This window comes from Methylocystis sp. ATCC 49242 (assembly GCF_000188155.2).
Classification (GTDB): domain Bacteria; phylum Pseudomonadota; class Alphaproteobacteria; order Rhizobiales; family Beijerinckiaceae; genus Methylocystis.
In genome coordinates this window covers 987,638-1,006,935 of the sequence record NZ_KE124774.1, presented here as the reverse complement: position 1 = coordinate 1,006,935, position 19,298 = coordinate 987,638, and the positions used below count along the sequence as shown (strand labels likewise).

Annotated in this window: 23 protein-coding genes; 14 read left to right on the top strand and 9 right to left on the bottom strand. The window is 63.7% G+C overall.

Annotated elements, in window-relative coordinates; translation table 11 throughout:
• Positions 1 to 45: 45 nt before the first annotated feature.
• Both MET49242_RS06880 and MET49242_RS06875 read left to right on the top strand, forming a co-directional pair.
• Positions 46 to 594, top strand: a complete 549-nt coding sequence (locus MET49242_RS06880; protein ID WP_036281719.1) for an SRPBCC family protein — start codon at positions 46 to 48, stop codon at positions 592 to 594.
• A gap of 33 nt (positions 595 to 627) precedes the next feature.
• Positions 628 to 834: a hypothetical protein gene (locus MET49242_RS06875; RefSeq protein ID WP_036281716.1), complete on the top strand. Its 207-nt coding sequence runs from the start codon at positions 628 to 630 to the stop codon at positions 832 to 834.
• 127 nt (positions 835 to 961) lie between these two features.
• On the opposite strand, the gene MET49242_RS06870 is transcribed toward MET49242_RS06875, so the two are convergent.
• Positions 962 to 1,558, bottom strand: a complete 597-nt coding sequence (locus MET49242_RS06870) for a superoxide dismutase (protein ID WP_036281714.1) — start codon at positions 1,556 to 1,558, stop codon at positions 962 to 964.
• A gap of 170 nt (positions 1,559 to 1,728) precedes the next feature.
• Positions 1,729 to 2,349 (bottom strand): hypothetical protein, encoded by a 621-nt coding sequence (locus tag MET49242_RS06865; protein ID WP_036281711.1) that lies wholly within the window; start codon positions 2,347 to 2,349, stop codon positions 1,729 to 1,731.
• Between the two features lie 412 nt (positions 2,350 to 2,761).
• On the opposite strand from MET49242_RS06865, the gene MET49242_RS06860 reads away from it, so the two are divergent.
• A complete protein-coding gene (locus MET49242_RS06860; RefSeq protein WP_036281709.1) occupies positions 2,762 to 3,247 on the top strand; it encodes a hypothetical protein in 486 nt (161 codons plus the stop codon).
• 5 nt (positions 3,248 to 3,252) lie between these two features.
• Here MET49242_RS06860 and MET49242_RS06855 read toward each other — a convergent pair whose 3' ends face one another.
• Genes MET49242_RS06855 through MET49242_RS06845 form a run of 3 tightly spaced genes read right to left on the bottom strand, consistent with a single transcriptional unit; the run spans position 3,253 to position 6,071 of the window.
• Positions 3,253 to 4,194 (bottom strand): cyclic nucleotide-binding/CBS domain-containing protein, encoded by a 942-nt coding sequence (locus tag MET49242_RS06855; protein ID WP_036281707.1) that lies wholly within the window; start codon positions 4,192 to 4,194, stop codon positions 3,253 to 3,255.
• Positions 4,195 to 4,216: 22 nt separating this feature from the next.
• Positions 4,217 to 5,062 (bottom strand): exodeoxyribonuclease III, encoded by an 846-nt coding sequence (xth, locus tag MET49242_RS06850; RefSeq protein WP_036281704.1) that lies wholly within the window; start codon positions 5,060 to 5,062, stop codon positions 4,217 to 4,219.
• A complete protein-coding gene (locus MET49242_RS06845; protein WP_036281701.1) occupies positions 5,022 to 6,071 on the bottom strand; it encodes a YcjF family protein in 1,050 nt (349 codons plus the stop codon). The genes xth and MET49242_RS06845 overlap by 41 nt, the downstream gene beginning before the upstream one ends.
• A gap of 268 nt (positions 6,072 to 6,339) precedes the next feature.
• Here MET49242_RS06845 and plsY point away from each other — a divergent pair, with 268 nt between their 5' ends.
• A complete protein-coding gene (plsY, locus tag MET49242_RS06840) occupies positions 6,340 to 6,933 on the top strand; it encodes a glycerol-3-phosphate 1-O-acyltransferase PlsY (protein WP_036281699.1) in 594 nt (197 codons plus the stop codon).
• Entirely contained in the window at positions 6,930 to 8,204 is a 1,275-nt protein-coding gene (dprA, locus tag MET49242_RS06835; RefSeq protein ID WP_036281696.1) for a DNA-processing protein DprA, read from the top strand. Before plsY ends, dprA begins: the two co-directional genes overlap by 4 nt.
• Before the next feature lie 3 nt (positions 8,205 to 8,207).
• Here dprA and MET49242_RS26345 read toward each other — a convergent pair whose 3' ends face one another.
• Positions 8,208 to 8,339 carry a hypothetical protein gene (locus MET49242_RS26345; protein ID WP_256378576.1) on the bottom strand — a complete coding sequence of 44 codons (132 nt, stop codon included), beginning with the start codon at positions 8,337 to 8,339 and terminating at the stop codon, positions 8,208 to 8,210.
• A gap of 362 nt (positions 8,340 to 8,701) precedes the next feature.
• Here MET49242_RS26345 and MET49242_RS23965 point away from each other — a divergent pair, with 362 nt between their 5' ends.
• Positions 8,702 to 8,941, top strand: a complete 240-nt coding sequence (locus MET49242_RS23965) for a hypothetical protein (RefSeq protein ID WP_144259497.1) — start codon at positions 8,702 to 8,704, stop codon at positions 8,939 to 8,941.
• 56 nt (positions 8,942 to 8,997) lie between these two features.
• Here MET49242_RS23965 and ruvX read toward each other — a convergent pair whose 3' ends face one another.
• Positions 8,998 to 9,471, bottom strand: a complete 474-nt coding sequence (gene ruvX, locus MET49242_RS06825) for a Holliday junction resolvase RuvX (RefSeq protein ID WP_036281693.1) — start codon at positions 9,469 to 9,471, stop codon at positions 8,998 to 9,000.
• Positions 9,472 to 9,606: 135 nt separating this feature from the next.
• Between ruvX and gatC the strand changes: the two genes are divergently transcribed.
• Genes gatC through MET49242_RS06810 form a run of 3 tightly spaced genes read left to right on the top strand, consistent with a single transcriptional unit; the run spans position 9,607 to position 11,809 of the window.
• Complete coding sequence (gene gatC, locus MET49242_RS06820) at positions 9,607 to 9,894, top strand: Asp-tRNA(Asn)/Glu-tRNA(Gln) amidotransferase subunit GatC (RefSeq protein ID WP_036281691.1); 288 nt, start codon at positions 9,607 to 9,609, stop codon at positions 9,892 to 9,894.
• 44 nt (positions 9,895 to 9,938) lie between these two features.
• Positions 9,939 to 11,429 (top strand): Asp-tRNA(Asn)/Glu-tRNA(Gln) amidotransferase subunit GatA, encoded by a 1,491-nt coding sequence (gene gatA / locus MET49242_RS06815; RefSeq protein WP_036281689.1) that lies wholly within the window; start codon positions 9,939 to 9,941, stop codon positions 11,427 to 11,429.
• Positions 11,430 to 11,431: 2 nt separating this feature from the next.
• The gene (locus tag MET49242_RS06810; RefSeq protein WP_051134476.1) at positions 11,432 to 11,809 is read left to right on the top strand and encodes a chorismate mutase; all 378 of its coding nucleotides are present in this window, start codon (positions 11,432 to 11,434) and stop codon (positions 11,807 to 11,809) included.
• Here MET49242_RS06810 and MET49242_RS06805 read toward each other — a convergent pair.
• Positions 11,779 to 12,081 (bottom strand): hypothetical protein, encoded by a 303-nt coding sequence (locus MET49242_RS06805; protein WP_036281686.1) that lies wholly within the window; start codon positions 12,079 to 12,081, stop codon positions 11,779 to 11,781. The two genes, MET49242_RS06810 and MET49242_RS06805, sit on opposite strands and share 31 nt — an antisense overlap.
• A gap of 510 nt (positions 12,082 to 12,591) precedes the next feature.
• On the opposite strand from MET49242_RS06805, the gene gatB reads away from it, so the two are divergent.
• Positions 12,592 to 14,064, top strand: coding sequence for an Asp-tRNA(Asn)/Glu-tRNA(Gln) amidotransferase subunit GatB (gatB, locus tag MET49242_RS06800; protein WP_036287201.1), 1,473 nt, complete (start codon positions 12,592 to 12,594; stop codon positions 14,062 to 14,064).
• A gap of 657 nt (positions 14,065 to 14,721) precedes the next feature.
• Complete coding sequence (locus MET49242_RS06790) at positions 14,722 to 15,084, top strand: hypothetical protein (protein ID WP_036281682.1); 363 nt, start codon at positions 14,722 to 14,724, stop codon at positions 15,082 to 15,084.
• Positions 15,085 to 15,218: 134 nt separating this feature from the next.
• Here the strand turns inward: MET49242_RS06790 and MET49242_RS06785 are convergent, their stop codons facing one another.
• On the bottom strand, positions 15,219 to 15,614 hold the full coding sequence (locus tag MET49242_RS06785; RefSeq protein ID WP_036281680.1) for a hypothetical protein: 396 nt from the start codon (positions 15,612 to 15,614) through the stop codon (positions 15,219 to 15,221).
• Positions 15,615 to 16,198: 584 nt separating this feature from the next.
• Between MET49242_RS06785 and hemB the strand changes: the two genes are divergently transcribed.
• From hemB to pyk, 3 genes are all read left to right on the top strand, one after another.
• Positions 16,199 to 17,221: a porphobilinogen synthase gene (gene hemB / locus MET49242_RS06775; RefSeq protein WP_036281677.1), complete on the top strand. Its 1,023-nt coding sequence runs from the start codon at positions 16,199 to 16,201 to the stop codon at positions 17,219 to 17,221.
• Positions 17,222 to 17,389: 168 nt separating this feature from the next.
• Positions 17,390 to 17,812, top strand: coding sequence for a DUF1036 domain-containing protein (locus MET49242_RS06770; protein ID WP_036281675.1), 423 nt, complete (start codon positions 17,390 to 17,392; stop codon positions 17,810 to 17,812).
• Between the two features lie 48 nt (positions 17,813 to 17,860).
• The gene (pyk, locus tag MET49242_RS06765) at positions 17,861 to 19,288 is read left to right on the top strand and encodes a pyruvate kinase (RefSeq protein ID WP_036281673.1); all 1,428 of its coding nucleotides are present in this window, start codon (positions 17,861 to 17,863) and stop codon (positions 19,286 to 19,288) included.
• The last annotated feature ends 10 nt before the right edge of the window (positions 19,289 to 19,298 follow it).

Genomic DNA, 19,298 nt, shown 5'->3' with positions numbered 1-19,298 from the left:
AGCGCGAGTCTTCCCCAGGCTCGCGCATCGACCGGAGTGGCGCGAATGACCCTGTTTCTGTTGCTTTTGCTCGGCGCGGTAAGCGCCCTGATCGCTTATATTTCCTTGCAGGCGGACACTTTCCGCATCGCGCGTTCGGCTGTCGTCAATGCGCAGCCCGAGGCCATCTACCCCGAGATAAACGATCTTCACAATTGGGAGCTCTGGTCGCCATGGGCGAAGCTCGATCCCAATCAGACGATCGCGTTTGAAGGCTCGCCACTCGGCGCCGGGGCTATAATGTCGTGGTCCGGCAACAAACAGGTGGGCGCCGGCAGGATGAAGATCATCGAGAGCACCCAGAACGAGCGGGTTCGGATCAAGATCGCGTTCCAGAAGCCGATGCAGGCCGTCAACGACGTCCAGTTCGATCTGAAGCCCGTGGGCGAAAACCAGACCGAAATCACCTGGGTCATGTCTGGCAAACACGAATTCATGGGCAAGGCCATGAGCGTTTTCATGAATATGGATAAGATGGTCGGGGGGCAGTTCGAGCAAGGTCTCGCCAATCTCAAGGCGGTCGTCGAGGCGAAGCCGAAAGTTCTCGCGCCGTAACAGTGGCGCGATCGTAAAGAAAGGACATTCGTGATGAAATATCTTGCTCTTGCCGGCCTCGGCCTGCTGACATTCGCCGCAACGATGACGGCGCAGCCTGATGAAGCCAACGCCGTCGTCTGCGCACGCGGCGTTTATCGCGCCGGTTGCGCCGGCCCGCGCGGGGCAGCCGTCGTGCGCAGGGTGCCGGTATGCCGCTTCGTCTTCATCAACGGCGTGCGCGTGAGGCGCTGCTTTTAACCCGCCTGACCGTGGAACATTTTTTTAAAGGATCGGACGAAAGTCCGGTCCTTTTTTGTCGGCGCAAGCAAGGTCGAGAGCCGAGCTGCGCGGCGCGATTGGACGACCTTCGCGCCGCGCGCGACCTTTACACGGCTGCGTCGTACATTTCCTCGACGTGTTCCCAGTTCACGAGATGGTCGAGGAAGGCCTTGAGATAGTCGGCGCGGCGATTGCGGTAGTCGATGTAATAAGAGTGCTCCCAAACGTCCGCGACGAGGAGCGGCGCTGCGCCGTGCACCAACGGATTTTCCGCGTTCGGCGTCTTGCGGATGGCGAGCTTGCCGTCTTTCATTTCGAGCCAAACCCAGCCCGAGCCGAATTGCGCGAGGCCTTCCTTCTGGAAGTCTTCCTTGAACTTGTCGACCGAGCCGAACGACTCGACGATCAGCTTCTCGATCTTGCCGGGGATTGCGCCGCCGCCATTCGGCTTCATCCACTTCCAGTAGTGGTGATGATTGTAGTGCTGCGCGACATTGTTGAAGATCGGCGTGTTCCGATTGAAGGCCGTCACGATCACTTCCTCGATCGGCTTGCCCTCATATTCCGTGCCTTTGACGAGGTTGTTGGCGTTCGTCACATAGGTCGCGTGGTGCTTGTCGTGGTGGTACTCGAAGGATTCGCGCGACAAATACGGCTGAAGAGCGTCGTAGGCGTAAGGGAGGTCTTCAAGGGTGAAGGACATAATTCTCTCCTGACAAGGAATAGAGCTTCAAGGGCCCTGCGGTTAACTAGCTCCACCGCTTCGGTGCGGCAATATCGAAGAATAGCCGCGGCGCCCGATTTCGCGCCGTCGTCGCACAAACAGAAAGGCCCGGCTCACGCCGGGCCCATCATTCCTTGTCTATCAGAGGCTCAGGCCGTCACGTCGGCCGGTTGTGCGGCCTTGTTCGCCTTCGCGCGAATGGCGAGCCACATCCCCACCACCAGCGCCACGAAGCCAACTCCGTAGAGGATGTATTCGATCATTCCCCAGAAGGTGTAGAGGCCAACCGTGAAGGGGAAGCGTGAGGTCCACTCATTGCCGAGATCGTCGCGCACCGTCACGATGCCGACGTAATGGCCGGCGTCCTTGAAGTCGTGCTCGAAAGTCATGATGCCGTTGCGGTAGACCTTCGGCTCCATGAAGAAGACGGTGGCGGCCGTCAGGTCGCCCTTCTCATTCGCCTCGCCGCCGACATCCTTGATCACGCGCACGCCGATAGCCATGTCGCGCAGCTCCTCGGAGACGGCTTCGAGCGCGATGACAGTCGGACCGGTCTGGGCGATGTCCTCGCAAAATTCCTGTTCTTCCCCCGTACGCTGATAGCCGATGAAGTGCATCGTATTGGGGCCGATGCGCAGGACGCATTCGTCCTGTTCGAGCTTCACGCCGCCATGCGCCAATGCGGCGGATGGCGCGAGATTGACGCCGACCGCGGCGACCAGGGTAAGAGCGGCGGCCGCAAGACCGCTTTTGAGCGACAAGCCCTTCATTAATGCGTCTCCATTGAGTTTCGGTAACCCCCGGACCGAGTGCCCCGGGGGGCGTGATGCATTGGCCCGCCGCTTTATCGGCCGATCAGCAGGAGGTTTGTATTAGGTGTGGATTATACTATGCGGCATCAAGACGCATTCTAAGTTATTTTATAAATAGCTGATTTATATGGAAAAAAATGGAGCGTCGACATTTCGGCCGCTGGCAAAAAATCAACATATTGAAAATTTGATATCAAGATATCATATATATTGAGCCTATGCCTAAGGTCGAGCTTCTGCCGCGTCTACGGTCTTTATGTATATATAATGTAAAATAAAGTATTTGATTCCGACTGAAGCCTTGCCTTTCCCGGCATGCCGCGCCGCGCGTGTTGTGATACAACCGCACGGCTCGAATTGCGGGAACGACATGAAACGCAACTTGTCAGGATTGGGCGTCACGACGTCGGGGCTGCTGCTGGCGGCCGCGGGCGGATACGGCATGTGGTCTGGTTGGGATCTCATCCAGCTCGAGCGCGGTTGGAGCCTTTTCATCTCCGGCGCGGTCGCGCTGTCAGGCGGCGTGGTGACGATCGCGCTCGGCCGCGTCGTGGCGCATCTGGCGCGTCTTGCGCCGCAGGTCGCGAGCGACACGCCGGCGGTAATAGCTGCTCCGCCCGTTTCGACAGCCGCGCCGCCTGCGCCGCCGCCGAAACCGGCAGTTGCGGCAAAGCCAGTCGAAGCGCCGGCGGAAAAGCCCTTGGAAGAGCCGACGGAAGTCGATCGCTACACGGCGGGCGAAGCCACTTATGTGATGTATTCCGACGGCTCGGTGGAGATGCGCACCGCGACGGGGTCGGAGCGATTCTCCTCGCTGGCGGAGCTGCGCGCCGTCGCGGACGCCCGGAAGCAGTAAACCCGTCAGGAAGCGCCTGCGCCCCAGATCAGAAAGAGCGCGGCGTCGCCCGGAATCCCTTCGGGAAAGTCGATGATCTGCGCCGCGATCTTGAAGCCCCGCGGTTGCAGCTCATTGCGCCAGCGCCGGAAAATGTCGGCCGGCTCGCCGCGCAGCGTCTCCGGCCAGTGATGATCGGGCGCGTTGATGGCGCGGCCGCCATCGGAACAAAGCTGCGAAGGAAAGCGGACCAGCATGTATTCAGTCAGGCCGGCCGCGGCGTTGCGCCGGGCCTGATGCAACATCTCTCGCCATTGCCCGTCGGTCAGGCGCCGTTTTGCGAGTTCCCTGATGCGTTCGTCGCGTGATTCGCGGACGATCCGCTGACGTTCGGCGCGCTCTGCGTCCAGATTGCGCTCATGCGCCGCCACGAGCTCACGAAATTCCTCCGCTGACGCGACCGCGCAGCGGTCGGTCGGTTCGACATGCTGGGGCAGGGTGATGACGGGACGTGTGCGGCCGGCTTCCTGCGTCGAAGCGGCGGCGCTCATTGCATTCATCACCTCCTTGCGCAGCAGGAGGCCGATGATCCTGTCGCCATCGACAACGGGAATGCGTTTGAGCTTGCAGGACTCCATCATTCGCGCGATGTCGGCGAGCGCCGCCGTTTCGGGCACGGAAATCGCGGGCGTGGTCATCACGTCGCGCAGCGCGCGGCCATTGGCGCGCAGTGGCGGCCGGCGGCGATTGCGCAACAGGAATTCGGGTATTTCGCCGAGGTCAGCGCCCGGCGCCTGGATCTTCTCTTCGAGATTGCTGCGTGTGACGATGCCGATGGGCGCGCGACGTTCGTCGACGACGGGAACCGCGCCGAGACCACATTCAGCGAGCAGCTTTGCGACATAGTCGAGATCAGCGTCGACGGTCACAAAGGGGAAGTCACTGTTCATCAGGTCGCGGGCGATCATTTGGCCTCCTGTCGCTCGATGCCTACTCCGACAGTTCGATCGTCACCGGCACATGGTCCGACGGCCGTTCCCAGCCGCGCGCTTCCTGCAGGACGTCCAGCCGCGAAAGCGCGCCGCCGAGCGCTTCGCTCACCAGAATATGATCGAGCCGTCGGCCGCGGTTGGACGCCGCCCAATCCGCTGCACGATAACTCCACCAAGTATAGAGCTTTTCGTCGGCCGGCACGAAATGACGCATGGCGTCTATCCATCTGCCGGCGCGAAAGACGTCCGTCAGCTTCTCGACCTCGACGGGCGTATGGCTCACGACTTTCAGCAGCGCCTTGTGGCTCCAGACGTCATGTTCGAGCGGCGCAATGTTCAGGTCGCCGACCAGCGCGACCCGGCCTTTCGTGACGCCTTCCGTTTCGATCCAGCTCTTCATTTCGTCGAGAAAATCGAGCTTGTGCGCGAACTTCGGATTGATCTCGACATCGGGCTCGTCTCCGCCCGCCGGCACATAGAAATTGTGCAGCATGATGGGCCCGCTCTTGGCCTCGATCTCGACGGCGATGTGGCGGGCGTCGCCTTTCTCGCAGAAATCGCGTTTCTCGACGAAACGCAGCGGCTTTTTCGAAACGACCGCGACGCCGTGGTAGCCCTTCTGCCCGTTGATCGCCACATGTCGATAGCCGAGCGCATGGAAATCCTTCATCGGAAATTCCGCGTCGCGGCATTTGGTTTCCTGCAGGCAGAGCACATCGGGCGCGCGCGTCTTCAGAAAATGCGCGACGAGCGGCATTCGCAGCCGCACGGAATTGATGTTCCAGGTCGTGATCTTCAAATCTTCAGCTCTTGGATTTGTCGCCGAACAGGAAGGGCGCGACATCGCCGACGGTCGGGGGCTTCTCGGCGACGAAGGGAGTAGGGCGGCACACCGCCATGGCGGAAAGTCCGACGCGCGCGGTGAGCAGGCCGTTCAGCACGCCCTCGCCGAGTTTCGCCGACAGGCGCGAGGCCACGCCATGGCCGATGACCTGCTGCAAGAGCGTGTCGCCCACGGCGACGACGCCGGTAATCGCGAGATGCGCGCCGACCGAGCGCGCGAGGCGGAAGAAGCCGAACAGGCCCGGCCGCCCTCCGTAGATTTCCGACACTCGGCGCATCAGGAAGATGACTTGTCCCGCAACGAAGATCACATCGAGCAAGGCGCGCGGGCTGACGGCCGTAACGACGGACACGCGCTTCGCCGCCGCGGCGATTTCGCGGCGCGCCTGATCGTCGAGCGGCCTGATGAGATTTCGCTCGGCGAGATCGATGAGATCGCGTCCGTCGATGATCTGCTTGACGTAATCGCCGACCTGGGCGCGCGCGCGCGCCATGTCGGGACGATGCTCGTAAATCTTGCAGAGTTCCGCCACATGCTCGCGGGCGGCTTTGCCATCGTCGGCCGAATGGGCGTCGGCGAGCAACTTGTGCAATTTGGCGATGCGGTTCTGGCGCGCGATCGCCAAGAGTTCGCGCGTAAGGAAGACGAGCGCCGCCACGGCTGTCAGGGCCGCGAGCGCGAATCCGATCGTGCCCAGAACGAGAGAGCGGCTGAAGAGGTCTTCGACCAGGTTCCACGCCCAGACGGTCAGCCCGAGCGAAATGAGCCCGCTGAGCGCCGAGAAGAAAATCCCGCCCCATGAAAAGACGTAACGTCGCAGCAGCCCATTTGCCTGCGCCGCCGCGACGGCCGACTCGTCCCCGGTCATGCCGTCGACGAGTTCCGCCGCCTCACGGGCGAAAACATCGACGTCGGGCTCGATGACCTGCGGCTTGGCCTTGGTCGTCACCGTCTCGTCGCCCTGAAGTCGGAAGGCGCGTGGGCGCGGTTTGCGCTCTGAGTTGCTCATGTCCTGTCCTGGCTTGTCGCTCCCCCCTTTACCGCTTTCGTCTCCAAAACGGGAGCGGCATCGGTCGGTCGGCGGCGGAACGACGGCTTTTTTTCTCCGTGCTTGCGCTTGCGCTTGCGCTCCATGTGGGGATAAGTGCGTCGTCGCGAAAGCGTCGCAGGGTTGCGCGAACATTGTAAACGCCGGGTTGCGGCGCAGCCGACGCTCCTTTAGCATCGCGCCGCCCCAGCAGGCGCTTCCACTCGCTCAGGATTTCGCGTTTCCGTCCATGGGTTCCTTCCTTCCCAACGCGCTCGCCCTCGTCATCGGCTATCTTCTCGGCTCCATCCCCTTCGGCCTGCTGCTGACGCGCGGCGCCGGGACGAGCGACCTCCGCTCAATCGGCTCCGGCAATATCGGCGCGACCAATGTGCTGCGCACGGGACGAAAGGATCTCGCGGCGGCGACCCTCATTCTCGATGCGCTGAAGGGAACCGCCGCCGTGCTTGTCGGCGGGATGCTTTCGCCCGAGGGCGCGATGATCGCGGGTTTTGCCGCCTTCGTCGGCCACATCGCTCCGGTCTGGCTTAAATTCAAGGGCGGCAAGGGCGTCGCAACCTTCCTCGGCTGCCTGTTCGGTCTGCATTGGCCGACCGGTCTCGCCTTCTGCGCGGTGTGGCTGAGCGTGGCGGCGATCTCGCGCTACTCCTCACTCTCGGCCCTTGTCGCCAGCGCGGCGTCGCCCGTCCTGCTTTTCGCGCTGGGGCATGGCGGCGAGGCCCTCGTCGTTGCGGCGATGGCGGCGATGCTATGGCGCAAGCACAGTGAAAATATCGCCCGGCTGCGCGCGGGGACCGAAAGCCGCATCGGGCAGAAGGCATGAGCGGCGCGGCCCCGGGCGCGCGGCTCAGCGACGAGCAACTCGTCGACTGGCTCCGCCTGATCCGAAGCGAGAACATCGGGCCGCGCACTTTTCGACAACTCGTCAACCGCTTCGGCGGCGCTCGGGCGGCGCTGGAGGCGTTGCCGGACATTGCCGCGCGCTCGCTCCGCGACCGCAGTATCCGCATCGCCCCCCGCGACGAGATAGTGCAAGAGATCGACCGCGCCCGAGCAATGGGCGTCCGCTTCGCCACGACGGGCGATCCCGATTACCCGCCGTTGCTGCGCGAAATCCCGGATGCGCCTCCTGTTCTGGCGTTGCGGGGGAGCAGCGAGGTCACACGCCGCGACGGCGTCGCCATCGTCGGCTCGCGCAACGCTTCCGCCGCAGGGCTCGCATTCGCCGAGCGTCTGGCGCGCGGCTTTGCAAGGGAGGACCTCGTCGTCGTCTCCGGTCTGGCTCGCGGCATTGACGCGGTGGCGCACCGGGCGACGCTGGACACCGGCACTATCGCCGTCCTCGCCGGCGGACAGGCGCGGCCCTATCCGGCCGAGCACGGCAGACTCATCGAGGAAATCGCCGAAAGGGGCCTGATCGTCTCGGAGATGCCGCTGGAGTGGGAGCCGCGCGGTCGCGATTTCCCTAGGCGAAACCGAATCATATCGGGGATCAGCCGGGCGACGGTCGTCGTCGAGGCGGCGCGGCGGTCCGGCTCGCTCATCACCGCGCGTTTCGCCAATGAGCAGGGGCGCGAGGTCTTCGCCGTGCCGGGCTCCCCGCTCGATCCGCGCGCGGAAGGAACGAATGACCTGATCCGCCAGGGAGCGACGCTCTGCGCGCGGCCGGAGGACGTGATCACGGCGCTGGCGGAGGGCGCGGCAAAACCGCCCCGAGGCGAGCTTTTCGACGCGGATGAAGGGGCGGGCGCGGACGAGCCGCTTTTCGACGAGCTCGACCTCTTTCTTGCACAGGGCGCTTTCGCCTTCGAGGAAGGACCGCCGAGTCCCCTCTTCGCGGCGCCGGAGCCGGAACTCGGGCCGGAAACAGCCTCGCCGGACCCCTCAGCGCCAGTTCACGGGCGCGTGGCCGACCCGCATGAGGTTGTCCTGTCGCTGCTGGGGCCGTCGCCCGTCGCGGTGGACGAACTTATCCGCATCGCAGGGTTGCCCGCGCGCGACGTTCACGGCGTGCTCGTGGAGCTTGACCTCGCGGGACGGCTGGAGCGTCACGGGACAAACGCCGTCTCGCTTGTTTACAATCAAAAGTTGTGATAATTAGCCGCGTTTGATCGGGGCGCCGCCGAGTTCCCGCGCGCGGATTTCAGCTTCGACACGAGCAAGATTGAGGAAATAGGCGAGCATGGGCATCTGGGAGCCGCCCGCAAGCTTCGCTAATTCTGCTGTCATATCAGCAATATAGCCAGCAAGTGCCGCTGTATCTTCATTGGACTGCGGCGCGCCTGGCGGCGGCGCGGCGTCGTGTTTGGCTCCCGCGCGCGCAGCGGAAATAGATGCGGTAGAACGCCCCATATTATAGCCTCCGGAGACCTGAAGCTCCTTGACGGACAGGCTTAAGCTTCAGAGTTTTCTAAGCTTTCTTTTCCTTTTTTCGTTTTGCAATGTCAACCAGCTAATGCACGCAAGACGCGAATTCTGGAAGTTCGGCGTTAACCGCCTATTTCTCAATAGGCGGCCCGGCTAAGAATGGATTGAGCTGAGCCGTTGAAAGACATGACCTTACGTTGCCCGTCCCAAGGAGGGACTCCAAAATGAGCACGAAGTCGATTTTGCTGAGCACACTTGGCGCTGTTGCGATGTTCACATTTGCCGGTTCAGCCGTCGCCGGCCCGGCGACCGCGACGCGCCCCGAATCGATCGGGCTGTCATCGCAAACAACGGCCGTTCACTACACCGGCCGGCATCATCACCACAGTGTTCGTCACCACCATCGCCACTGCCATGGCCATCACTGCCATAGCCACTCCCACCACCATCATCATCATCGCTGATGACGGCGGCGAGCCGGTAACCTCCGCCCCGCCGGCCACGGCGGGGTTTTCGTTTGTCAGGCCAGGCGGGAGAGCCGATCGAGCGCGCCTTGCAGGATGTAGGCCGCCGCCATGCGGTCCACGACCTCGGCGCGTTTGGCGCGGGAGGCGTCCTGAGCGATCAGCTCCCGCGTCACCGCCGCGGTGGACAACCGTTCGTCCCAAAAGACAAAAGGGATGGGCGTGAGCTTGCGCAGATTTCGCATGAAGGCTCGCGTCGCCTGCGCGCGCGGTCCCGCGGTCCCGTCCATGTTGAGCGGCAGGCCGAAAACCAGCGCCTGGACGTCGAAGTCCTGCGCGCGCTGGAGCAGCGCCCCGGCGTCCTGAGAGAATTTGACCCGCTTTATCGTGTCGAGCGGGGAGGCGAGCCGCCGCTCGACGTCCGAAAGCGCGAGGCCGATCGTCTTTGTCCCGAGGTCGAGCCCCATGAGGCGGCCTTTCGCGGGGAGAACCCGGGCGACTTCCTCGATTGGCGTGGCTTCATCAGTCATGGCTCCCGCGCTAGCACGTCGGCCCCGGCGGATAAACCTCGGAGGCCGATTCTGCGGCTTTCCGCCGCCGCCGCATTGCGCCCCGAAAGCCCAAGCGCTATAGCGCCCTGAACCGATCATCGGGCGGAGCCAAACATGTCTGTCGATTCCGCGGTCGTTCGCCGCATCGCCCACCTCGCGCGCATCGCCGTCGAGGAGAATGAAGTCGAACGTCTCGGCGGCGAGATCAACGCCATACTCTCCTTCGTCGAGACTCTCAGCGCCGTCGACGTCGAAGGCGTCGAGCCGCTCACCTCCGTTCTGCCGATGCAGATGAAAAAGCGGGCCGACGTGGTGACCGACGGCGGCATTGTCGACGACATTCTCGCCAATGCGCCTGTGCGCGAGGACAATTATTTCGTCGTGCCGAAGGTCGTCGAATGAATTGGTCAACCGCTTCGACCGCCCTCGATATATAAAGAGACTCAATGTCCGATCTCACGCATCTCTCCCTCGCTGACGCGCGCGACGCGCTGAAGACGAAAAAGCTTTCGGCGGTTGAGTTGACGAAAGCGCATGTCGCCGCGATCGAAAAGGCGCGCGCCCTCAACTGCTACATCACCGAAACGCCGGAGCTCGCGCTCAGGCAGGCGGAGACGAGCGACGCGAAGCTGGCGCGCGGCGAGGGCGGGCCGCTCGAAGGCGTGCCGCTCGGCATCAAGGATCTGTATTGCTCGAAGGGCGTGCGCACGACGGCCGCGAGCCGCATCCTCGGCAACTTCACGCCCACTTATGAGTCGACCGTCTCGGCCAATCTTCTGCGCGACGGCGCGGTGACGCTCGGCAAATTGAACCTCGACGAATTCGCGATGGGTTCGTCGAACGAGACCAGCGCTTTCGGTCCCGTCATTTCGCCGTGGCGGCGCGGAGGCGATCCGTCGGCGAAGATCGTTCCGGGCGGTTCGTCGGGCGGCTCTTCGGCCGCCGTGGCGGCGCGTCTCTGCATGGGCGCCACCGCGACCGACACCGGCGGCTCCATTCGTCAGCCCGCCGCCTTTACGGGCACGGTCGGCATCAAGCCGACATATGGCCGCTGTTCGCGCTGGGGCATCGTCGCCTTCGCGTCCTCACTCGATCAGGCGGGGCCGATCACGCGCACCGTGCGCGACGCGTCCATCATGCTGCGGTCGATGGCGGGACATGATCCGAAGGACACGACGAGCGTCGACGCGCCCGTGCCGGATTACGAAGCCGCGATCGGCGCCTCGGTGAAGGGCCGCCGGATCGGCGTGCCGAAGGAATATCGCCTCGATGGCATGTCAGCGGAAATCGCCGCCTTCTGGGACCGTGGCGTCGCCTGGCTGAAGGACGCGGGCGCGGAGATCGTCGAGATTTCGCTGCCGCACACCAAATATGCGCTGCCGACCTATTACATCATCGCCCCGGCCGAAGCGTCGTCCAACCTCGCCCGCTACGACGGCGTGCGGTATGGTCTGCGCGAGCAGGGCCGCGATATCATCGACATGTATGAGAAGACGCGCGCCAAGGGCTTTGGCGCAGAAGTGCGTCGCCGCATCATGATCGGAACCTATGTGCTCTCGGCCGGTTATTACGACGCCTATTACGTGCGCGCGCAGAAGGTGCGCAGCCTCATCAAGCGCGATTTCGACCAGGCGTTCGCCGCGGGCGTCGACGCGGTGCTGACGCCGGCGACGCCCTCCACCGCCTTTGCGCAGGGCGAGCAGGGTTCGAGTGATCCGGTCGAGATGTATCTCAACGACGTCTTCACCGTCACGGTGAACATGGCTGGCCTGCCGGGCATCGCCGTGCCGGGCGGACTCGCCGCGAACGGCCTGCCGCTCGGTCTTCAGCTCATCGGCCGACCCTTCGACGAAGAGACGCTCTTCTCGCTCGCCAGCGCCATCGAACAGGCGGCGCCGAAGATCGAGTTCCCGCAACCCTGGTGGCGCGAGGCCTGATGATGACCACGCCCGGCGCCGAAAAGGCCGCTGCCGATTCAACATTGCAGGCGCTTCAGGACGAGATGTCCGACGTGCGCCGCGTGATAGACGAACTCGACGACGAGCTCGTCACGCTTCTCGCCAGACGTCAACGCCAGATCGAACGCGCCGCCAGAGTGAAGCCGGGTCTGGGCATACCGGCGCGCGCGCCGGAGCGCGTCGACGAAGTGCTGGCGCGCGTTCTGGGCGCGTCGCGTCGCGAAAGCCTGTCTGTCGAACTCGCGATGAATTTGTGGACGACCATCATCGAATGGTCGATCCAGTATGAAGAGCGGCTGATGGGCGACAAGGCGCCGAAGGGCGACGCTCAATCGTCAGACGGCGACGAGCGCTCCTGATCCTCGGGGCGCTCAACGCGCTTCACCCGCACGAAGCCGTTGCGGATCGACCATTTGAGCATGCGTCGCGCCATACGGTCGGCGAGTGGAACATTGGGCGCGAGGATCCACAATCCAAGCGGCAGCATCCATAGCCCGAAGACGGGCAGGAAACTCAGAAAGCTGCCAAAGACAAAAAACACCCCCAGCGGAACGCTGACATAGGGCGGCGCGGCGCGCATGCGCGCAATCCAGCCCTTGCGCCTGTTTTTTCCGTTCGTCCTGTCGTCCATGCAACCAACCTGTCAGCGGCGGCGCCACGATTTCAATCCGGCGCCGATTTAACAAGCGATCCGATCGCTGCGGGTTCGCGGCGCTTGCGAGAGATCCGTCTCGCGTCGGCAAGCTTCGGGCTCGGCGCGATGAAACGAGGCCTCGCGCCGCTCCGTCTCTGCGGCCCGGCTGTTGCGACGGCTTTGGCTACCCTGCTTAGAGCTCACGGTCTTCGCCGTACGGGCTTTATATAGGGGGTGGAGCGGGAATCGGTCCAGAAAAAGCCCGCTGGCGGCGTTTACAGGGCGTCCGGGGCGAGCAGACGATCGGTTTGCCGCTCGCGGCGACCGCCTCGACGAAGCGTGATGACAGGTCTTTGCGGCGAGGGCGAGGCTGTCGAATGGCGTCCCGCCAAATCAGACATCCGGGGGCGCCTGCTCTTGCCGCTTTCCGCGGACGCCGCCTCTGGTTTATATCCGGCGCAGCAGGAAAACAGACGGCGTCCGCCGTCACGAAAGATGGGCCTTCACATGACCACAGCGCAGCCGGCTCCCTCGAAACTCATAAAAGGCGCAACCGGCGACTGGGAAGTCGTCATCGGCATGGAAATTCATGCGCAGGTGACGAGCAAGGCCAAGCTCTTCTCCGGCGCCTCCGCCGAATATGGCGGCGCGCCGAACGATCACGTCTCGCTCGTCGACGCGGCGATGCCCGGTATGCTGCCGGTGATCAATGAGGAATGCGTCAAGCAGGCGATCCGCACGGGGCTCGGCCTCGAGGCGCAGATCAACCTGCGCTCCATCTTCGATCGAAAGAACTACTTCTATCCCGATCTGCCGCAGGGCTATCAGATCTCGCAGTACAAATATCCGATCGTGGGCGAGGGCGCGGTCATTGTCGACGTGTCGCCGACCGAGCGCATCACTGTCGGCGTCGAGCGCCTGCATCTCGAACAGGACGCCGGCAAGTCACTGCACGATCTCTCCGCGACGGAAAGCCACGTAGACCTCAACCGTAGCGGCGTCGCGCTGATGGAGATCGTCTCCAAGCCCGACATGCGTTCGGCGGAAGAGGCGCGCGCCTATGTCACCAAGCTGCGCGCGCTGCTGCGCTACATCGGCTCCTGCGACGGCAATATGGAGCAGGGCTCGTTGCGCGCCGATGTGAACGTCTCCGTGCGCCGTCCGGGCGAACCTCTCGGCACGCGTTGTGAGATCAAGAACGTCAATTCGATCCGCTTCATCGGTCAGGCGATCGAGGTCGAAGCGCGCCGCCAGATCGGCATTCTCGAGGACGGCGGCAAGATCGATCAGGAGACGCGTCTCTTCGACCCCGGCAAGGGCGAGACGCGCTCCATGCGCTCGAAGGAAGAAGCGCATGACTATCGTTATTTCCCTGACCCCGACCTGCTGCCGCTCGAGTTCGATCAGGCCTATGTCGATGCGCTGAAAGCCGGTTTGCCGGAGTTGCCCGACGCGAAGCGCGCGCGTTTCATCGAGCAGTATGGCCTGCCGCCGTATGACGCCGGCGTGCTGGTGATGGAGCGGGCGAGCGCCGACTTCTTCGAGGAGACGGCGAAGGGACGCGACGCCAAGCTCGCAGCGAACTGGGTCATCAACGAACTCTTCGGCCGCCTCAACAAGGAAGGTCTGGATGTGACGCGTTCGCCCGTGTCCGCGCAGGCGCTCGGCGCGATCGTGGAACTCATTTCCAGCAACGTCATTTCCGGAAAGATCGCCAAGGATCTCTTCGAGATTGTCTGGAGCGAAGGCGGCGATCCGAAGGAGATCGTCGAAGCGCGCGGTATGAAGCAGGTGACCGACACGGGCGCGATCGAGGCCGCCGTCGACGCCGTCATCGCCGCCAATCCCGACAAGGTCAAGCAGGCGAAGGCGAAGCCGACGATGCTCGGATGGTTTGTCGGACAGGTGATGAAGCAGACTGGCGGCAAGGCGAATCCGCAAGCCGTGAACGATCTGCTGAAGAGCAAACTCGGCATCTGACCAGCGCGGATTTTTCCGTAAAACGAATCACTGACGACGACGTGTTGCGCGATTTTTCATCTCGCGCACGCGTCGCGGCGAAGATTTTTGCGTCTCTGCGCGCCCTGCGCACAATTTTTTTTGCTGCGATGGAGTCGCAACATTGCGTTCGTCGACGTGCTGGCGGCTCTCTCGTCGAACTGCGCGTCATGACTTTTCTCATGCCCGCAAGTACACGGGTCTCACGCGTCGTCCGCACGCCCTGGATCTCTGAACGACAAGTGCGCGCGTGATCTTCGCAAGCGCCGGCGACTTTCGCGCGGCGAGTAATGATCGCAAAGAAAATCAAAGAATTGATGCGCCGCATCGTATGTGTCGCAACAGCGCCCCTGGCGCTTTGCAATGCGTCGCCGGGCGCGTCCGCGCTGCGCTGCGAGGGGTTGCTCTCGCGAAGAAATGGCGCGCGCAATTCATTCACGACAGCATCCGCGAAGCCTGTCGACACGAGTTTCAGAACGCAATTGTTCATCATCGAAGATCGCACAAATGGTCGCGACGCGCGTTGTTGCGGTTACTTCATGCGACGCGCCACTTGAACGACTGATTAACCACGTTACGCTATTTGCGCGTATTGTCGGTCGACCAGGTTTCCGGCAATTCGGATCAAGGGGACTTATTATGGCGAAAGCTACAACGAAGCGTAAGCCGGCCAAGAAAGCGGCGGCCAAGAAAGGCGCGCGCAAAGGCGCGACGAAGAAGGCTGCGACGAAGAAGGCCGCGACCAAGAAGCGCGGCGCGACCAAGAAGGCCGCCGCCAAGAAGAGCGTGCGCAAGACCGCTACCAAGAAGACCGCTCGCAAGGTTGTCCGCAAGGCGGCGACCAAGAAGCGCGCCGTGACCAAGAAGACGACCGCGAAGAAGGCGACCGCCAGGAAGAGCGCGGCCAAGAAGACGACGCGCAAGGCTCCCGCGAAGAAGCGCGCTCCCCGCAAGGCGAAAGTGATGGTTCCGCCGGCCGCGCCGACCGAGGGCGACGCCTGAGTCGAGGCGACTTCGCCATGCGTGATCGCAAGGTCACGCGCCGTGATCGCGCCATCGCGCAAATCATCGCCCGGGGAAAGCGTCGTGCCGACGCCTCCTCGGGCGATACTTTTTTCAGGGTCGCCTAACCCGCCTCAGCGCGTCAGACATTCGGTCGCGAAGTCGCGCCACATCGGCAGGCCGGTCTTCGTCTTGCGCTTCAGAGCGTCCCATTCCTCCGCGCAGGCGCGCATCTGTTCTCGTGACGCGCGTGGCAGCAATGGCGGCGGCTTCGATGTGTCGATTGGCGGTTCGGGCGCAAGTTTCTTCGCGCCCGCCGAAGGCGACGTGGCGGTTGGGGGAGCAGTCTCGTCAGTTGGCTTAGGACGAGGGGCAGGGCGGTTCGCCTCCGCCGGCGCCGCTGGCCGCTGCTGCTGTTTCGGCGAGGGGCTCTTCGTCGTCGCCGCATGCCCCGGCCCGCTCGGGCACATCGCTGCGCCGATGTAAAGCGTGATCATGATCATCTGCTGACGCCGCGCGGCGAAACCCATCTCTCATCCTCGCGCGATCCATGGCGGCGCTTCCTCGTTATAGGCCGAGCAGGGAGAGTTACGGAAGATCGAAGACGCGAAATCTGTTTGCCGAACCTTTGCGCCGACGCGCACAAGGCGCCTTCGCTGACGGCGTCAAAATGCGATTGATTAAATATAGCGGCGCTAAAATTCACGTTCGTTGTCAATTTGCTTGGCGCGCGCCGCTCGCGCGGGTCGAGCGATCGCCGGGAAACACGATCGTGGCCGACTCCGCCTTTTTCGTTGCAAGCGCTCCGCGCGATCTCGGCGTCGTTCGGGCGCAGAACGCCTAGGTCGGCGTATCGGCCGGCTCCGACAATGCCCCGCGTCTCGTCAACGCAAACCCGTTGTTCAAGGGCGCGCCTTAGGTCACGGCGCTCTGGCGGCTTTCCAGGCGCATCGCGCCGGCTTGAGCGGAGCGCCCGGCGCGCGTCACAGATCGCGGGCGCTTCGCGCATCTTGCGGCGCGCACTATCTATTTCGATGCAGAACCTTGCGCTCGCGGGCCGATTATTGACCGCGCCGATGTGCGTGTTAGAGCGTCTGCGTCAACGGAGGCGAGAATGACGGACAGCGACAAGACCAGCGCGTCGACGCGATTGAAGCTCACGCGGCGGCCGCGTCGCAATCGCAAGAGCGATTGGTCGAGACGACTGGTGCGCGAGCACATGATCGACGTTTCCAACCTCATCTGGCCGATCTTCCTGATCGACGGCGAGGGACGACGCGAAGAGGTCGCCTCCATGCCCGGCGTGCATCGCTATTCGGTTGATCTTGCGACGCAGGCCGTTGCGCATGCGGCGTCCCTCGGCGTGCCGGCGGTGGCGATCTTCCCCAACACAGATCCGAAACTGCGCGACGAAGACGCGAGCGCCGCCCTCGATCCCGAAAATCTTGTCTGTCGCGCATGCCGCGCAATAAAGGCGACGACGCCCGACATCGGCATCATTACCGATGTGGCGCTCGATCCTTATACGAGTCACGGTCATGATGGACTGCTGGTCGGCGACGAGATCGTCAATGACGCCACCGTGGCCGTCCTCGCCAGGCAGGCCGTGACGCAGGCTCGCGCCGGCGCCGACGTCATCGCGCCTTCGGACATGATGGACGGACGCATCGGCGTCATTCGCGCCGCGCTCGACGCCGAGGGCTTCGAGAATGTTCAGATCATGAGCTACGCGGCGAAATACGCCTCCGCCTTCTACGGCCCGTTCCGCGACGCGATCGGCACGAACAAGACGCTTCGCGGCGACAAACGGACCTACCAGATGGACCCCGCGAATTCCGACGAAGCGCTGCGCGAGGTCGAACTCGATCTGGAGCAGGGGGCCGACATGGTGATGGTGAAACCCGGCATGCCCTATCTCGACATCGTTCAGCGCGTCGCGCAAACCTTCCACGCGCCGACCTTCGCCTATCAGGTGTCGGGCGAATACGCGATGATCATGGCCGCCGCCAGAAACGGCTGGCTCGACGAGGAGCGCGCGATGATGGAGAGCCTGCTGGCGTTCAAGCGCGCGGGCGCCTCCGGTGTCCTGACCTATTTTGCGGTGCGCGCGGCGGAGCTACTGCGGGGCGAGCGATAGGCCGTCGTACCTCGGCCCCGTTCCCTCAAGTGAGGGGCGAAGGGCGCGCGCGGCGCATTGAAGGCTAGACAAATCCTCCCTCGCGTGGTTTGCCTCTAGGTCGGTCTGGCCGCCCGTCGCGCGGGCGAGTCGGGCTGTCACACGTCTTTCCCACGCATAGTAAGAGACATGTCCCGACGCGCGATTTTCCTTGCCGCCCTGCTGGTTGCCGCCGGCCTGGCCCCGGCGCGCGCGGATTTTCGCCTGTGCAACAACACGACGACGCGCGTCAGCGTCGCCATCGCCTATACGGACGGCAAGAACTGGCTATCCGAAGGCTGGTGGAACCTGCGCCCGACCGCCTGCGAGACACTGCTGCGCGGGCCGCTCGCCGCCCAGTATTACTATGTCTATGCGATGGACGAGCGCGGCGGCGAGTGGAAGGGCAAGGCCTTCATGTGCACGCGGGACCGCGAGTTCCGCATCGACGGCAGGGAAGACTGCTTCGCGCGCGGCTATGAGCGCACGGGCTTCTTCGAGATCGACACGGGGCGCGACGCCAAAAGCTGGACGGTGCAGCTCACCGACCCCAACGCCGCCCCGGCGCAGTAAGCAGAGCCGCCGAAAGAGCGGCTCACACGAACAGGATTTGGAACGGTCATGAGAAGGTTGCGTCGGGTCAAGATCATCGCCACGCTCGGTCCGGCGACTGTCGACAAGGCGGTCGTCGCGGGGTTGGTGCGCGCCGGCGCCGATGTGTTCCGCATCAATATGAGCCACACCGACCATTCGGGGCTCGCGAGCTATGTTCGCATGATCCGCGAGATCGAGGCCGAGATGTCGCGGGCGATCGGCATTCTCGTCGACCTGCAGGGCCCGAAATTGCGCATCGGCGCTTTCGACGAGGGCTCCGTCCATCTGCGCAAGGGCGACGTTTTCGTATTCGACTCCGACCCGACGCCTGGCAACGCCACCCGCGTGCGGCTGCCGCATCCGGAAATTCTGGCGGCGCTCAAGGTCAACGACACGATTCTCATCGACGACGGCCGCGTGCGGCTGCATGTCGTCGAGACGACGCCCGAGCGCGCCCATGCCGTGGTCGACGTCGCCGGCCGCCTGTCGAACCGCAAGGGCGTGAGCCTGCCGGACACCGAAATTCCGATCACCTCCATGACCACCAAGGACCGCGCCGATCTCGACGCGGCGTTGAAGGAGGGCGTCGACTGGGTGGCGATTTCCTTCGTGCAGCGTCCCGAGGACGTGATCGAGGTGAAGCAGATCACTCAAGGCCGCGCCCTGGTGATGGCGAAGATCGAGAAGCCGCAGGCGATCCATCGCCTCGAGGAAGTGATCGAAGTCTCCGACGCGCTCATGGTGGCGCGCGGCGACCTCGGCGTCGAGGTGCCGCTCGAGCGCGTGCCGGGCCTGCAGAAGCGCATCAACCGCTCGGCGCGCCGCCTCGGCAAGCCAGTGGTGATCGCGACGCAGATGCTCGAATCGATGATTCTTTCGCCGCTACCGACCCGCGCCGAGGTCTCCGACGTGGCGACCGCGGTGTTCGAGGGCGCGGATGCGGTGATGCTCTCGGCCGAGAGCGCCGCCGGCCAATATCCGCAGGACGCGGTGGCGACCATGAGCCGCATCGCGGAGGAGGTCGAGACCGACGCCTTCTACCGCTCGATCATCAACGCCCAGCGCGGCGAGTTGCCGAATCCTACCTCCGCCGACGCCATCGCCGTGGCGGCGCGCGACGTCGCTCAGACGCTGCACTCCAAGGCGATCTGCGCATGGACCTCGTCCGGCTCGACGGCCCTTCGCATCGCCCGCGAGCGTCCCATGTCGCCGATTCTCGCGCTCACGCCCAAGCGCGACACGGCGCGCCGGCTCGCGCTCGTCTGGGGCGTTCACGCGCTGGAGACGCGCGACGCGGCGGATATCGAGGACATGGTGAATCGCGCCTGCGAATATTCGAGGAGCGAGGGCTTCGGCGAGGAGGGCGATCGCGTGATCATCGTCGCCGGCATGCCGTTCGGCTCGCCTGGCGCGACGAACATGATTCGCATCGCGCATGTCGGCGACAAGCCGTAAAAAAGCGAAA

What these genes read in the sequence shown, in the direction of transcription:
- MET49242_RS06880 (WP_036281719.1), top strand. Translation starts at nt 46, where the DNA reads ATGACCCTGTTTCTGTTGCTTTTGCTCGGCGCGGTAAGCGCCCTGATC.
- MET49242_RS06875 (WP_036281716.1), top strand. Translation starts at nt 628, where the DNA reads ATGAAATATCTTGCTCTTGCCGGCCTCGGCCTGCTGACATTCGCCGCA.
- MET49242_RS06870 (WP_036281714.1), bottom strand. Translation starts at nt 1,558, where the DNA reads ATGTCCTTCACCCTTGAAGACCTCCCTTACGCCTACGACGCTCTTCAG.
- MET49242_RS06865 (WP_036281711.1), bottom strand. Translation starts at nt 2,349, where the DNA reads ATGAAGGGCTTGTCGCTCAAAAGCGGTCTTGCGGCCGCCGCTCTTACC.
- MET49242_RS06860 (WP_036281709.1), top strand. Translation starts at nt 2,762, where the DNA reads ATGAAACGCAACTTGTCAGGATTGGGCGTCACGACGTCGGGGCTGCTG.
- MET49242_RS06855 (WP_036281707.1), bottom strand. Translation starts at nt 4,194, where the DNA reads ATGATCGCCCGCGACCTGATGAACAGTGACTTCCCCTTTGTGACCGTC.
- xth (WP_036281704.1), bottom strand. Translation starts at nt 5,062, where the DNA reads ATGTCGCGCCCTTCCTGTTCGGCGACAAATCCAAGAGCTGAAGATTTG.
- MET49242_RS06845 (WP_036281701.1), bottom strand. Translation starts at nt 6,071, where the DNA reads ATGAGCAACTCAGAGCGCAAACCGCGCCCACGCGCCTTCCGACTTCAG.
- plsY (WP_036281699.1), top strand. Translation starts at nt 6,340, where the DNA reads ATGGGTTCCTTCCTTCCCAACGCGCTCGCCCTCGTCATCGGCTATCTT.
- dprA (WP_036281696.1), top strand. Translation starts at nt 6,930, where the DNA reads ATGAGCGGCGCGGCCCCGGGCGCGCGGCTCAGCGACGAGCAACTCGTC.
- MET49242_RS26345 (WP_256378576.1), bottom strand. Translation starts at nt 8,339, where the DNA reads ATGACAGCAGAATTAGCGAAGCTTGCGGGCGGCTCCCAGATGCCCATG.
- MET49242_RS23965 (WP_144259497.1), top strand. Translation starts at nt 8,702, where the DNA reads ATGAGCACGAAGTCGATTTTGCTGAGCACACTTGGCGCTGTTGCGATG.
- ruvX (WP_036281693.1), bottom strand. Translation starts at nt 9,471, where the DNA reads ATGACTGATGAAGCCACGCCAATCGAGGAAGTCGCCCGGGTTCTCCCC.
- gatC (WP_036281691.1), top strand. Translation starts at nt 9,607, where the DNA reads ATGTCTGTCGATTCCGCGGTCGTTCGCCGCATCGCCCACCTCGCGCGC.
- gatA (WP_036281689.1), top strand. Translation starts at nt 9,939, where the DNA reads ATGTCCGATCTCACGCATCTCTCCCTCGCTGACGCGCGCGACGCGCTG.
- MET49242_RS06810 (WP_051134476.1), top strand. Translation starts at nt 11,432, where the DNA reads ATGACCACGCCCGGCGCCGAAAAGGCCGCTGCCGATTCAACATTGCAG.
- MET49242_RS06805 (WP_036281686.1), bottom strand. Translation starts at nt 12,081, where the DNA reads ATGGACGACAGGACGAACGGAAAAAACAGGCGCAAGGGCTGGATTGCG.
- gatB (WP_036287201.1), top strand. Translation starts at nt 12,592, where the DNA reads ATGACCACAGCGCAGCCGGCTCCCTCGAAACTCATAAAAGGCGCAACC.
- MET49242_RS06790 (WP_036281682.1), top strand. Translation starts at nt 14,722, where the DNA reads ATGGCGAAAGCTACAACGAAGCGTAAGCCGGCCAAGAAAGCGGCGGCC.
- MET49242_RS06785 (WP_036281680.1), bottom strand. Translation starts at nt 15,614, where the DNA reads ATGGGTTTCGCCGCGCGGCGTCAGCAGATGATCATGATCACGCTTTAC.
- hemB (WP_036281677.1), top strand. Translation starts at nt 16,199, where the DNA reads ATGACGGACAGCGACAAGACCAGCGCGTCGACGCGATTGAAGCTCACG.
- MET49242_RS06770 (WP_036281675.1), top strand. Translation starts at nt 17,390, where the DNA reads ATGTCCCGACGCGCGATTTTCCTTGCCGCCCTGCTGGTTGCCGCCGGC.
- pyk (WP_036281673.1), top strand. Translation starts at nt 17,861, where the DNA reads ATGAGAAGGTTGCGTCGGGTCAAGATCATCGCCACGCTCGGTCCGGCG.